Here is a 14,241-nt window from a genome sequence, read left to right as displayed (position 1 = left end):
CAGGACAATGTATTACCTCGTCACGCATAACAAGCTTTACGATTATCTTTCCACCCAAAATCGGTAAAGTCGTTTATGCCCTATCATTGTAACACCTTATCAAAAATTTTCAACATAAGGTGTTGATTTTGTGTACACTTTTTTCACTAATTTTTAGTAGAAAATAAGATAATTTCCTTATTGTGACTATGGAACTCAAACTATTTTTCATCAAATACCTTGATATGCTTGACAAATGGTAGAAAAGGACTTAGCCCTGTGCAATACAGAACTAAATCCTTTCAATAATATTTCTTGTCCAACTTTTTGGGGTCAGTACACAAGCTCTAGCTTTTTTATGTTGGAAAACAAAATGCTTTTAACCAACCATCAATTCTTTTCTAACCTATTCCTTTTTCAACTAATTCTTCCAATTCTGTCAGCCGTTCTTCAAAGACCTTAAAGGCTGCATCCAGATAATCACCCTTGGTCATATCAACTCCTGCTTTGGCAATGACATTAAGTGGGTAGTCTGAATTTCCCGCCTTGAGATAACTAAGGTATTTGTCCTTATCTTCCTGAGTGCCGTGCACAATTTTATGTGCCAGATAGCTGGCCGCTGCAAAGCCTGTTGCGTACTGATAAACATAGAAATTATAGTAGAAATGCGGAATCCTTGCCCATTCAAATTGAATTTGAGGATTTTCTTCTTTGGCTAAGCCATAGTATTTCTCATTCAGCTCGGCATAAAGATTATTTAAATAGTCACTGGTTAATACCTCACCTGCTTGAGCGGCCTGATGGATGCGCTGCTCAAACTCGGCAAACTGACTTTGCCGAAAGACTGTTCCCTTGAAACCATCCAGATAATGATTGAGAATGGCAAAGCGCTGCTTGTCATTTGTCACTTCTTTTAAAAGTGTCTCCGTCAGAATATTTTCATTGGTGGTTGAGGCAATCTCAGCCAGAAAAATGGAGTAATCTCCATAAACATAGGGCTGATTCTCACGGGTAAAAACTGAATGGATAGAGTGTCCCGTCTCATGAACCAGCGTAAACAAATTATCCAGCGTGTCCTGCCAGTTGAGCAAAATAAAGGCATTGGTGTCGTAGGATCCGCCGGAATAAGCACCTGAGCGCTTGCCTTTATTGACCTGAACGTCAATCCAGCGTTCTGTAAAAGCACGGTGCACGCGTTCTGAATAATCTTTGCCAAAAACTGCCAGTACTTCCTCAGCTTTTTTCAAGGCTTCATCATAGGTGACACTCATATCCATCTCTGATAAAGGCGTGTAAATATCATACATTTTAAGATCATCAAGTCCTAAAATTTTCTGGCGAAGTTTAACATAGCGTCTAAGCAAGGGCAGGTGCCTGTTAACAGCCTTTAGTAAGGTATCATAGACACTTTCCGGGATAAAATTCTCAGCCAGAGCGGCCTCACGCGCATTTTTATATTTTCTTGTCTCAGCCTTAAAATTATGAACCTTGACATTGGTCTCCAAGGTTTTGGCGTAGGTATGCTGAAATTGCTCATAGACGCTGTAATAAGCCTCATAGGCAGCCTTTCGGACCTTACGGTCCTTGGATTCCATCAATGTAATGAAATTGCCATGTGTCAATTCCACTTCTTGACCATTCTCATCCAGAATCACCGGAAAGACAATATCGGCATTATCCAGAATTTCAAAAGTTTCACCGGTTGAACCGAAAATTTCACCGGCAGCAGCCAACAATTCCTCTTCCTTGTGGGAAAGGACGTGCTCTTTTTGCTGAAATAATTTTTCAAAGAAATGGCTGTAGCCAGTCAGCTGGGGACAGTCTGTCAAAAAATCCTGATACTGTTCCTTAGACAGCTGCATAAATTCAGGTTCATAAAAGGCAAAGGTCTGGCTGAATTTTGCTGCCAGAGCTGTCGCCTTAGCCTGAAATTCCTGATATTTGGCTACCGTCGTGTCTTGGTCATTTTTCATGGAAGCATAGACATAGATTTTTTCCAAACGGCGGCTCAAAGCCAGATAATGTTCAGTAATCTCCAAAAGACTCTGGCCAGAGTCAAGAAGATGCCCTGCCTTAGCCTTAGCTTTTTCAAGCTCCTTACCAAGTGCCTGGTGCTCATTTTCCCAATCCTTATCTTTTGAAAAGACGGTTGTTAAATCCCACTGGTATCTTTTCTCAATATGCTTACGATTATCAGACATTTGCTTCCCCTCTCTCGCTGTCATTATCAACCATTTTAACATAAAAAGCGAGTATTAAGAAAGCAAATTCATGTTTCATATATATTAATCTGATCATAAAAAAGTAAGGGCGATAAGCTCGCCCTGTACTTTCTCATACTTCAAAAATTAAGTTTTGATAATTGGATTTCCATCGGCATCTAAATCAGGTTTCCAGATATGCAAAATGCCTGCAATAACCAAGGCCCCAATCAGCATATCTAGAACATACCAAAGGGCACCTTTTGTTACACCGCCAATAGCGACAATACCACCAAAAGCAACGATGGATTCAACACCATGAAGCATGCCAAGTACTCCTGCTACAGCTGTCCCAATAACAATAGAGACGATAACACGTTTAAAATCTTTAGCAGCAAAAGGAATGGCACCTTCTGTAATACCCGCGCTTGAAAGAAACAGTGCAGAAATACCAAATTGTTTTTCAGCTTCTGTGTATTTTTGTCTTGAAATAATCAAAGACGAAAGAGCCAAGCCTAATGGCGGAACAGCACAGCATAGCCTAAATGCTCCATTGGGTCCGTTGATTCCTTCTGCCATTAGAGCCAACGTAAAGGCTGTAGCTGCTTTACTGCAGGGGCCGCCCATATCCAAAGCAGCTAAAACACCGATTCCGATTCCAAGAGCTGCTGCACCAAAGCCATTTAAACTACTAAGTACACTAACCATAAGCTTGACAAAAGCATCTAGTGGATAAATCAAGATATAAGCATATCCTATTCCGACAATCAGGGTTGCTATCAGTGGTACAATCATCGTTGGCATAACAGCTTGAATCACTTGAGGTACTTTCCAAGTCTTAATCCATTTAACAAGATATCCAATAATTACTCCAAGCAGCATAGCTCCTAAAAATCCAGTTGACAATTTATCAGCTCCTATGGGATTATTAGCCACATATCCTAGAATAAAACCTGGTGCCAAAGCTGGTTTTCCAGCAATAGCATAGGCAATATAGGCACACAAGACTGGGACCATCATAGCAAAGCCCGCTTGTCCCATATCATAGAGTGTTTTAAAAAACTGATTGGACGGTGTGATTTGCCCATGTTCAATTTTTCCGGTCATCAGGGTAAAAGAGAAAAGCATACCGCCAACTATGATAACCGGAAGAAAATAAGAAATCCCAGTATTAAACGCTTTAAACAAAGTATTGCCTAGATCTTTCAGCCCCTTACTTTGTTTGCCAGTCGTCAGTTTTTCTGCGTCATCAATAACACCCGTAATATTTTTAATGGCTTTTGAAGGATCAACCTCAATACACTTCCCCGCAGCTTTTTGCTTATCAAAGCGCTCTTCTCCTTTAATCCCAATAGCGATAGCTAAAACAACTGCATCTGCTTCATTAATCTCTTTTTCAGTTAATTCATTATCAATGCCCATTCCTCCTTGCGTTTCAACTTTACAATCAATGCCTCGTTTACGACATTCTTGCTCAATAGCTTCTTGAGCCATATAGGTATGGGCAATTCCTGCTGTACAGGCGCATACTGCTACTAATTTCATCAGGATAACCTCTCTTCTATTTGCTGTAATAATCGGTAGACGCTATCTTCATTTTCTGCATGAAGGAGCTGATTACGATAATCTTCTCTCATCAAGCTCTTACTTAGTTCTGAAATAATTTTCAAATGCTGCTTGGACCCCTTGTCTTTTGGAACACCAATCATGAAGATATGGGAAACCTTTTCAATATCCTCACTCCAAATCAAAGGCTCTTTTAATTTGCGATAAATAACAAAAGGTTCCTTGACACCTTCTGATACAGCATGAGGAATAGCAATACCAAAACCAATATAAGTAGGTACAGCGTCTTCCCTTTCCTTGACATCTTGAATATAGATATCTGCATTATTAATATGTTTATTAGGAAGATGCCCTGTTGACTCAATTACCTGATACTTATTTTGATAAGTTTCTTGAGAAAAATTTACTAAATGCCTTTCAAACATCAATTTTCGCCTCCTTTATTAAAATATTAAGCCATTAAGTGACTCTAGAGAAAATGTACCGCCGGAGAATAAGGTTACTGAACTTCAAAGAGTTGTAGGTGGGTCCAATTACTTAACTCATAAATTCATTAAAACATGTCCAAGAAAAAATGAAAAGACAGTCTTTTTCAAGAAAAAAGCGGAAAATACTAACTCATGCTCTCTACAATTTTGATAATAAGTTCTTTAAACTCAATAAACGTCCCAGCTTTAATAATTTGATTGACATAAGCTTTGCTGCTAATAATTCTACTGAGAATCTTATATAGATCCTGCATATTTTCATCACCATTTTCCTTCATAGACAATAAAAATATGAGCTGCACATCTTCTTCATCCCAAAGGATTTTTTTATCTAAAATGCCAACAGCAATAAAGCTTTGCTGACCTATGGGCTTTATGGGGTGCGGTATAGCCACGCCGTTACCAAAGGCAGTATGTCCGATGTTTTCTCTGTCCAATACTGACTGATAAAAACCATTCGGCAAGGAAATTTGCCGGCCTATAGCCTCACATAAATAACTTAAAGCAGCCGTTTTTTGCTGATGTGCCGGAATTTTAAAAAATAAGTTTGGCTTAAAATAATTAATAAACTGATGCCCATGAACATTTTTTAGCTTTTGACTGACTTGCTCAACTTCTTCTTCTGCCAATAAACTGTTAATCTCAATAATAGGAATCGGAATTTTTTGTGTAATCACCTCGGTACTTAAAACATAATCAATTTGCTTAAAATTGACCTTATCCAGCTGAAACAAATTGATGGTGCCGGCAATAGTCAACTGGTTCCCAAAATGTTTTTGAACCTGATAGACTAGTAATTCCGAATTAGCCCTGCCTTCTCCACAAACAATTAGAACCTTCTCCTTCTTCTTAGTCTGTTTTTTCTCCAGAGCGACATTAAAGTGCAGAGCAATATAGGCAATTTCATCTAATGTTATTTTTTTATGGTATTTTTCCTCTAGTTTCTCACACGCGATTGTTGCCATATTATAAGCCAAGGTATAATGATGTCTGATTTCATCCATCATAGGATTATATGACGATAAATCATGAAGTATCCTGACTTGAAAAGAAACTAGGTGAAGTGACAGCAAAGTAATTAATTCTAAATCATATCTAAAATCAATTTTAAAGACAAGGTTAACCTGCTCAAGCATTGTTAATACCATTTTATAAATATCATCACTAACAACGGTATTAGCAGTCAGCGAATCAAGACTAATAATTTTTTTACTGGACAGATGTAAAAGCAGATAATAAATCTCACTTTGTGGAAACTGGACATTATATACAGTCTCCAAATCATCAACAATGGCTAAAGCCATGTCAAGATCTGCACTTTGTGCAACTTCTTTTTTGGCACTGTCTATCAGCTCAATCACCCTTCCAGACTGAAGTCTCTTCAGGGCAATATAAATATGAATAGCTAAATTATTAATCGAAAAATCAGAGATTCCAAATTTATATTTATCGGCTTGTCTTTGAATAATCCTTTTAATTATTTCCAAACTATCATTTTGTTTGCCAAATTGAACAGAATCCTCCATTTTTGAACGTGCCAGACAAAGGCGCAGCTGTTGCTCATTGCCGATGACTTTCAATCCTTGATTAGCCCGATAGTCAAGGTAAATACCATATTTCTGCAATCTTTTTCGGACTTTTTTTAAATCATTTTTAACAGTGGAGCGGCTGACGAAAAAAATATCACACAAATCTTCTATTTTTACCGCATCAGCTGCCATTAACAAATATTCCAACAGCTGCTGTACTCGGTTATCTTCACTGACTAAATCTTGATTTTTTAATCTGTTAAAGAAATAAAAATAGGCTTCTTCATCCGTAATTTGCAAAAGAAATCCCTTTCTTGACTTAGCAAGAATGACTGCTCCATATTTTTTTAAATCCTTATTCAACCAGGCAATGTCGTTTCGAACAGTTCTGCTGCTGACTTCCAACTTGGTAGCTAAACTTTCTGCTGTCGTAAACTCATCTTTGGATAATAATTGTAAAATAGTTTGCCATCGTTTCATACAGAACACCTCTGTCTTTATTTTAAAAGAAAAATAGCATTCTTAACAGTTAAATTTCTTCCACAATAATCTGTTAAAAGGTTGTTTATTTCTCATAAAAAGCCGGCGGATAGAGCCTTTGAACGCTTTTATTTTCCTGTTTTTGATAATAGTGAAAAAAGGCTGTATAGAAGTTTGATAAATCTTGAGTAATTTGGCAAAAACCAATTTCGCTGTCAAGCGGTCTGACCTGCGGATAAAAAGCGGCCACATCTAGGCTGAGCAGGTTAGTTCCTTTTAAATAGGCAGCTTCTTGTCTTTTGAGCCAATGAGGATTGCGTCCTGCCAGCTGCCTTTGAATATAAGTCAGGAGCTGCTGATCCATTTTGACCTGATAGGAAGCCATCTTCTGTTTAATAAAAGGCAGGCGCAGAAAGGCCAGAAGATTATCGTCAAAAGGGCACTCTTTTACCAGATAATGAACATGTCCGTGCCAATCTTCGTAAATGAGATACTTCAGACGCAGGCAGCGCCTGTCCAAATCTAGTTCCCACAGGTGAAAACCCATATTGGCTGAAAAATAGAGTAAATCTCGTTGAAGGCTGGTCATCGTTCTGCCCAGCCAAAGCTTTTTCCCCAGCAGCCAGCGGACCTGACAGCCATGTTCTAGGTAGGCTTGTGTTCGCTCATGCAAACGCTCCCTAGACAGGCGGCTGCATTGAACTTCTAAAGCTAATCGGTCATTAACCATAAGGTCTGCTGTCTGCCCTAATTCAGGCAGCAGCTTTTCTACTTCAACTAAAGAAAATGCCGAAAAACTTTTATAAAGTTCTGCTTTTAAGCCTAAATGTTCTGCTGACTCATTTTCACTGTAGAACCGGCAGTTTTGAAGACTGATGTGAGCGAAGTGCGGCCGCATAACAGAGCCGTGCCTAAGACGCACTGCTTCCCCACAAGCCGGACAGCTAAAGTGCTGTTTGCGAGGAACGGCTTCAGCCAGATTCACGAGCTTTCCTTCTTCATCAAATGCTGCTAACATAAATGACCTCCTACTTAGTTATACGAAAAGGAACTGAGCCCAGCTCCTGTTTTCATTTTAGAAGCCTTGCTGCCTCAACAACTTTTAGTCGCAGAAAAAAAGCTGATTAACGTATTAACCAGCTCTCAAAATTCGATTTTATTGCCGCTTATCTTTTGCAAAGCTTCTTTATAAGTTTTATAAAAGGTTGGTGCCGGTACCTGCTTCTTTTTGCCGAAATCATAGAGGCATTGACATACAAAAAACAAGAAGCTGCTTATCAACAGACTCTAAAAAACGAAGAATGCGTCTGACCAATTCATCTTTTTGCCCATAAGTCAGGTGGACAGCTGTATCTTTAACAGACGGGTCTTGCTTGATTGTTAATTTCATAGTATCACCTGCCATTCATTATAGCATAGCCCCAGCAGCAAAAAAATCCCATATCCACTAAGATACAGGATAGGGCAACTGAATTACAGCCTTTCTGTCAACCGGATAGCTAAAACAGTGTGCAGGCAGCCGTTTATGGTGATCTTGCCAAACCTTTCAAATAGGCTATACATCCGATCATTCGGCCTCATAAATGCTGTATAAAAGAGTTGTCTGCCTGGCTCCTTTAAGCACTTTTTACTTTGTCTGCAAACTTTTTGACAAGCTCTCATCAGAGTAGTATAGTATCATTGCATTGACAAAACAGGAGGTAAGCTATGTTTTTAGCTTTAAAGGAAATGAAACATGAGAAGGTTCGCTATGGAATGGTTATCGCCATGATTACCCTCATCACCTATCTCATCTTTATCATGACTAGTCTGGCTTTGGGTCTGGCTCATGAAAATACTGCTGCTATTGAGTCTTGGAAGGTCAAAAGTATCCTGCTCAACGATAACGCTAATACAACCTTGCGTCAGTCGCTCTTGACCAAGAATCAGGTGAGGCCTTACAGCAAAGATAAGGATAAGGCTCAAATCGGTGAAACGACTGTGATTGTGACAGCTGACGGTGCTGATAAAAAGTCGGCAACTTTTGTCGGGATTGAGGAAAATCAGTTCATTGCCCAAGACATGGCTATTTCCAAGGGACGCCTCTTTAAAAAAGCTTACGAAGTTGTAGCTGATGATTCTCTGGCTGAGGACGGTTATGATGTGGGTGACAGTATCAAACTCAACGGCTCTGATAAAACCTTTACCATTGTTGGCTTTACCAAGGGTGCCAAACTCAATATTTCTCCTGTTATTTACGGACAGCTTTCAGACTGGCAAACCCTCAAAGGAACGAAAGATTTTGCGGCCAGTGCCATCATCTCTAAAGATGCCAACCTAAAGATTAACAAGAACGGTGTCAAATCCTACACAATCGATGCCATGATTCAAAAACTGCCGGGATATTCGGCGCAAAATAAGACATTCATCTTTATGATTGCTTTCTTGATGATTATCTCCTTGGTTATCATTTCGGTCTTCCTATATATTATTACCATCCAGAAGATTAACAACTATGCTGTTCTTAGAGCTCAAGGGATTCCTGCCGGGCGTTTGATGAGCGCTACACTGGCTCAGTCCTTCTTATTAACTTTGGTTGGACTTGTCATCGGGATTGGTCTGACAGTTGTAACTGCCATGGTTATCCCTAACAGTGTTCCTATGTCCTTCCAGATCGATCTCTTGTCTCTGGTGTCAGTTGGCATGATTGTCATGGCTCTGCTGGGATCGCTCATCCCGATTCGCATCACCGCTAAAATTGATCCTATAAGCATCATCGGAGGTTAAGCATGGCAGTTTTAACATTAAAACAAATCAATAAATATTTTGGCAAAGACAGCGCCCGCGTTCACGTCCTTAAAGACCTGAATTTCAGCGTTGATAAGGGGCAGCTTGTTCTGGTGTTGGGACCGTCCGGCTCGGGTAAAAGCACCTTCTTGACTATTGCAGGCGGTCTGCAGACACCGGACAAAGGCAGTATTTCAATCAATAATCAGGATATGCTCAAGCTGACTCCTAAGCAACGGGACAGCCTGCGTCTCAACAAGATTGGCTTTGTCCTGCAAAACTACAGTCTGGTTCCTTATTTGACAGCTATGGAGCAGTTTCAGCTGGTCGACCGCATCAAAAAAGAGGGCAATATCAGCTCAGATGATCTGATACAGCTCCTCAAGCAGCTTGATATCTACGCGTTAAAAGATAAGTACCCCGACCAACTCTCTGGCGGTCAGCGGCAGCGCCTAGCTATTGCTCGGGCACTTTACACCCAACCGGAAGTTGTTCTGGCTGATGAGCCGACGGCTGCACTGGACAGTGAGCGGGTCAAAGAAGTCGGTAAACTTCTAGCTGACCTGGCTCATCAAGGTGATAAAGCCATCGTCATTGTCACTCATGACAGCCGTCTGCAAGCCTTCGCAGATGATATCTACCATCTCAGCGACGGCGTTCTGGAAAAAGGATAACTTTAATAGGCCTGAAACAGTCATCTATCTGAACACATGGATTCATTACAGCATAAAAGGAGCTTGTCAGCTCCTTCTTTTTATTATAACTTGCCGGCTGCTGCCTGATCCAAAATCAGTGTCACATCAGGGTGGTTCTGCAGAATGCTGGCCGGCAGATCTTCTGTAACCGGTCCCTTAACCATGCGGGCAACAGCTTCAGCCTTTTGGCTGCCGTAAGCCATGAGGACAATTTTTTTAGATTTCATAATAGAAGCAATCCCCATGGAGATAGCCTGAGTCGGGACATCCTCTGACTTATCAAAAAAGCGGCTGTTGTCTTCAATGGTACTCGGACTTAAATGGACAACATGGGTTGTGCTGTCAAAAGCGGTGCCCGGCTCATTAAAACCGATATGACCATTGCGGCCGATGCCCAGAATTTGGAAATCGATAGGATTTTCTGTGATAAGCTGGTCATAGCGCTTGGTTTCTGCCTGCAAATCAGCTGCCAAACCATTGGGCAGAAAGCTTTCCTTAAAGGGCTTAGCAGCAAAGAGATGCTGCTGCATGAAATAAGCATAACTTTGTGGATTTTTTGCAGACAAACCAACATATTCATCAAGATTGACAGACACTAAATTTGAAAATTCTACCTTAGAAGTTCGTATTTCGCGATAAAGCTCCAAAGGCGTGCTGCCTGTCGCCAAACCCAAAGTTTTAGCGCCGGCTTCTATCTCTCTTTGCAAAAGTTCAAAGGCCTTCCTGCCTCCTTCTGCTTGATCTTTAACGACGATTATTTTCATGGCATCCTCCTTAAAAATGGTCTATACAACCATTATATGGTATAGACCAATCGTTGTCAAGCTTTGCAGCCAATCCTAAATAAATCACAATTTTATTATCTTAGCGAAAAAAAAGACCAAGACAGCAATCTTAGCCTTCTTTGATTAGAAAAACAGTCGGCATTCTCTTAAAGCGAAAAGAGCTGGCCAATCAGGTAGGTCGCAAGCATTGTCAAAAGACCGATGGAAACATTGCGGCGCATAGCCGGTCCGGTCGGGGCATCTCCCAGACGGGAACTGACATAACCGGTAATCAGCAGGGCCACAACCACGACTGCAACGGTTGCAATAATCCGAATATTCTCCGGAAAAAGCATGATAGCCGCAGTAGGAAATACAGAGCCGACGACAAAAGAAATAAAACTTGACATGGCTGCATGCCAGGGATTGGTAAATTCACCAAATTCAATTCTATATTTTTCTTCAACCAGAGTTTTTATGGGGTTGTTAAGAAAGGCCTTGTTAACCAAAAGCTCCGCTGATGTTTCGCACTCGCCTTTAGCCAGATAAACATTGTAGAGAGATTTTCTGGCGGCATCAGGATCGCTTTTGAGCAAATGCTCCTCGCGGGCAACAGCTGCCTGCTCCGTATCTTTTTGCGTGCTGACACTGACGTACTCTCCTCCTGCCATCGAAAAGGCTCCTGCCAAAATAGCCGAAAGGCCGGATAAAAAAACAATCCATAAATCAGCCTTTGCACTGGCAACACCGATAACCACACCGGCAATAGAAATGATACCGTCATTTGCTCCCAGAACACCTGCGCGCAGAATATTCAAGCGCTTTGAAAAACTTTGTTCCTGTTCCATAGGCAACTCCCAACTGTTTTTCTTCATAATAATCTAAAACAAACCGGCAATCTGTTAAACTTTGTTGACCGCAGGTTTTTATGACATGTTTTTTATAGATAATATTATTATACCTTTCATCTAAAATCATTACAATACAATTTACAATGATGACTGAAAAGCTATCTCGTGTTATAATGGTAAGGCTGAAAAAGTGATTATTAGAGGAATACTATGAATACGACTGATTTTGATTTTGACTTACCCGAACATTTAATTGCTCAAACACCGCTCAAGCAGCGCGACAGCTCCAAACTTTTAGTTATCGACCATAAGACCAAGGCCATGAAAGACACTCATTTTGATCACATTATTGATGAATTGAATCCGGGAGATGCCTTGGTTATGAATGATACGCGCGTGCTTCCTGCCCGGCTGCACGGAGAAAAAGCTGAAACACACGGACATGTTGAGCTGCTGCTGTTGAAAAATACGCAGGGTGACCAATGGGAAGTCCTTGCTAAGCCAGCCAAGCGCTTGAAAGCCGGCAGCCGAATTTCTTTTGGCGACGGCCGGTTAAAAGCAACGATTATGAAAGAATTAGAACACGGCGGCCGCATCGTTGAATTTTCTTACGATGGCATTTTTCTGGAAGTTTTAGAGAGCTTAGGGGAGATGCCCCTGCCACCTTATATCCATGAAAAATTGACCGATCGTGACCGCTATCAAACCGTTTATGCTAAAGAAAACGGTTCTGCAGCAGCACCGACAGCAGGACTGCATTTTACAGAAGAGCTGCTGGCTAAAATCAAAGCCAAAGGGGTCAAACTCGTTTACCTAACCCTGCATGTGGGACTTGGAACCTTCCGCCCTGTTTCAGTTGACAATGTGGAAGAGCATCAGATGCATTCAGAATTTTACAGTCTGTCCGCAGAAGCCGCCCAGACGTTAAAAGATGTCAAAGCAAAGGGCGGCCGCATTGTGGCTGTTGGTACAACGTCGATTCGCACTCTTGAAACCATCGGCAACAAATTTGACGGCCATATCCAAGCTGACTCCGGTTGGACCGATATTTTTATCAAACCGGGCTACCAATTTAAGATTGTTGATGCCTTTTCTACAAACTTCCACTTGCCAAAATCAACACTGGTCATGCTCGTATCAGCCTTCGCCGGACGCCAATTTGTCTTGGACGCTTATCAGCACGCTATTGACGAACACTACCGTTTCTTTAGTTTTGGCGATGCCATGTTTGTTAAGTAAGGCTAAACATAAAAAATCGGCTTTATCATTGCTGTAGGCAGAGAAATTATAGAGCTTTTTGAGTACAAAAAAGTCACTGCCTATTGTCACCTAAGAATAATCTCTAAAGACTATGCTGCTCTTCCAGCCGAAGTTTTTGAGTTTTGCTGTGAATTATCAGAATAATTTTTACAATATCTCATTACTATTTTTATTTTATTAAAAAACCTTAAATTCATTGCCAACTGAACATAATTCCGCTAAAGTAAGTACCGTCAGCTGAAATAAAGCGATAAATACAAAAATAAAAATTATCGGAGATGATTAGAATGCAATCTGTAATTTTAGGATTAGTTGGGCTCGTTTTTGGAGCATTGGGACTTGGTCTGCTATGCTATAGTTTTTCAGGCAGCTGGATGATGACTATCGGCGGTGCCATAATCGGCGGACTTTTAGCCGGATTTGCTGGATATTCTATCCACACCCCTATTTCTTGGTTATAATTTTCTGTGAAGAATAACTGAGATTAGTTTGAATGGTATTGCTTAAGCAGTTAATCGCATTTGATATGATTGTCAGTCCTGTAACATAGTTATTTGGCCACTCTGTCAGGTACAGTGGATGATAAAAATAATCCGGAGTTTGGGACAAAAGTCTCAAACTCTTTCGATTTCAGCATTAGATAAAAAAACAGGTACTTCATCTTTGGAGTACCTGTTTGTGCTTTCAGTGAATAGTCAATCAGCGATCCTCTAACTGGTTTTATCTTTATAGGCAGTATTTATGCAGATATTAGGGAGTTATGATAAGTTTACATAAAATGCTTAATTCATGCCCCGAATAGCCACGGAAGCCGGATTGGTCTTAACGCTAATGTCATCAATCAGCCAAAAATACAGTGTGCTTCCATCTTTCCCAGCCAGCGGAATGACCTTCCTGCATTTTTTCCCTGCTATAGAAACATTTTCCATATTCGGGTAAGCAGAGCAGCCCCAAGCATAAACCGATTGAAATTCCGGAAATGTCCCTTTCTTTTTCAGAGATTCCTGCAGATCCGATCGCAGCGTCTTTTCATCGGAGTATTTCTTATAAAATGAGCAGTTCAGATTTCTTTTGCCAATGTAGTAGTATTTCCCATTCTTTTTATACATTTCAGTACTTTCCAGTTTTGGGCATAGATAGAATGGATTTTTTGCTTGTGAAGGGCCTTTTTTGACTGATTTTGGTGCAGGTGCATAAAAGATGACACAGGCCGAATCTTTGTTTTCAAACCGGTAGATTTCCTTATAACGATTAGAAGAAACTTTCTCCTTTTTGAGAACATCTTCTATATGAGGATAACCCTTGGCAAGAAGGTCTTTAGTATAATTCATGGTCACCAGATTATTGCCCTGAATCGGCTTGGGTGACGAATTCGTTATCATAGTCATAAACAAAGTACCATAAAGTAAGACATAAACGACTGCAATGGCCGCAGCAAATCTTTTGGCCGCAATGATTTTCGAATGCTTCCTTAAAAGGAATATTACAAAAATCCATACTAGGATAAAAAGAACAAGAAACAGTATTCTTTGCTCGTTCACCGTTCGTCCAAAATTCATGCTGATAACCACACTTAATAACTGTAAACCAATTATTAAAAGGCTCAGTCTTAGACCGGTGTGAACCTTGTGACTTTTTTTCATCATAACCCCTAAATCTAAC

The 14,241-nt window shown here is 40.5% G+C and carries 12 protein-coding genes and 1 pseudogene; 4 read left to right on the top strand and 9 right to left on the bottom strand.

Annotation, left to right across the window (positions count from 1 at the left end):
- Positions 1-380 precede the first annotated feature (380 nt).
- From pepF to AC4HAF_RS08705, 6 genes and pseudogenes are all read right to left on the bottom strand, one after another.
- Complete coding sequence (gene pepF, locus AC4HAF_RS08730; protein WP_491097447.1) at positions 381-2,180, bottom strand: oligoendopeptidase F; 1,800 nt, start codon at positions 2,178-2,180, stop codon at positions 381-383.
- Between the two features lie 147 nt (positions 2,181-2,327).
- A complete protein-coding gene (locus tag AC4HAF_RS08725) occupies positions 2,328-3,725 on the bottom strand; it encodes a PTS fructose transporter subunit IIC (protein ID WP_491097446.1) in 1,398 nt (465 codons plus the stop codon).
- Positions 3,725-4,171, bottom strand: a complete 447-nt coding sequence (locus AC4HAF_RS08720; RefSeq protein WP_491097445.1) for a PTS sugar transporter subunit IIA — start codon at positions 4,169-4,171, stop codon at positions 3,725-3,727. The genes AC4HAF_RS08725 and AC4HAF_RS08720 overlap by 1 nt, the downstream gene beginning before the upstream one ends.
- A gap of 188 nt (positions 4,172-4,359) precedes the next feature.
- Positions 4,360-6,243 carry a BglG family transcription antiterminator gene (locus AC4HAF_RS08715; protein ID WP_491097444.1) on the bottom strand — a complete coding sequence of 628 codons (1,884 nt, stop codon included), beginning with the start codon at positions 6,241-6,243 and terminating at the stop codon, positions 4,360-4,362.
- 85 nt (positions 6,244-6,328) lie between these two features.
- Positions 6,329-7,261 carry a competence protein CoiA gene (locus tag AC4HAF_RS08710; protein ID WP_491097443.1) on the bottom strand — a complete coding sequence of 311 codons (933 nt, stop codon included), beginning with the start codon at positions 7,259-7,261 and terminating at the stop codon, positions 6,329-6,331.
- A 249-nt stretch (positions 7,262-7,510) separates the two neighbouring features.
- Positions 7,511-7,648, bottom strand: a pseudogene (locus AC4HAF_RS08705) (LytTR family transcriptional regulator); the annotation flags it as partial.
- Between the two features lie 302 nt (positions 7,649-7,950).
- On the opposite strand from AC4HAF_RS08705, the gene AC4HAF_RS08700 reads away from it, so the two are divergent.
- Both AC4HAF_RS08700 and AC4HAF_RS08695 read left to right on the top strand, forming a co-directional pair.
- A complete protein-coding gene (locus AC4HAF_RS08700; protein ID WP_491097442.1) occupies positions 7,951-9,009 on the top strand; it encodes an ABC transporter permease in 1,059 nt (352 codons plus the stop codon).
- Positions 9,010-9,011: 2 nt separating this feature from the next.
- Positions 9,012-9,683, top strand: coding sequence for an ABC transporter ATP-binding protein (locus tag AC4HAF_RS08695; protein WP_491097441.1), 672 nt, complete (start codon positions 9,012-9,014; stop codon positions 9,681-9,683).
- An 83-nt stretch (positions 9,684-9,766) separates the two neighbouring features.
- On the opposite strand, the gene AC4HAF_RS08690 is transcribed toward AC4HAF_RS08695, so the two are convergent.
- Together AC4HAF_RS08690 and AC4HAF_RS08685 are read right to left on the bottom strand one after the other, a co-directional pair.
- Entirely contained in the window at positions 9,767-10,468 is a 702-nt protein-coding gene (locus tag AC4HAF_RS08690) for a glucosamine-6-phosphate deaminase (RefSeq protein WP_491097440.1), read from the bottom strand.
- Between the two features lie 167 nt (positions 10,469-10,635).
- Positions 10,636-11,316, bottom strand: coding sequence for a VIT1/CCC1 transporter family protein (locus AC4HAF_RS08685; protein ID WP_491097439.1), 681 nt, complete (start codon positions 11,314-11,316; stop codon positions 10,636-10,638).
- A 213-nt stretch (positions 11,317-11,529) separates the two neighbouring features.
- Between AC4HAF_RS08685 and queA the strand changes: the two genes are divergently transcribed.
- Positions 11,530-12,558 (top strand): tRNA preQ1(34) S-adenosylmethionine ribosyltransferase-isomerase QueA, encoded by a 1,029-nt coding sequence (queA, locus tag AC4HAF_RS08680; protein ID WP_491097438.1) that lies wholly within the window; start codon positions 11,530-11,532, stop codon positions 12,556-12,558.
- 308 nt (positions 12,559-12,866) lie between these two features.
- Complete coding sequence (locus tag AC4HAF_RS08675; RefSeq protein ID WP_245543135.1) at positions 12,867-13,040, top strand: hypothetical protein; 174 nt, start codon at positions 12,867-12,869, stop codon at positions 13,038-13,040.
- Between the two features lie 321 nt (positions 13,041-13,361).
- On the opposite strand, the gene AC4HAF_RS08670 is transcribed toward AC4HAF_RS08675, so the two are convergent.
- Positions 13,362-14,225: a hypothetical protein gene (locus AC4HAF_RS08670; RefSeq protein ID WP_491097437.1), complete on the bottom strand. Its 864-nt coding sequence runs from the start codon at positions 14,223-14,225 to the stop codon at positions 13,362-13,364.
- Positions 14,226-14,241: the final 16 nt, after the last annotated feature.

Source organism: Streptococcus sp. ELY_90 (assembly GCF_058314475.1).
Note: the sequence above shows the minus strand (reverse complement) of the source record. Positions and strands in the feature narration are given on the sequence as shown.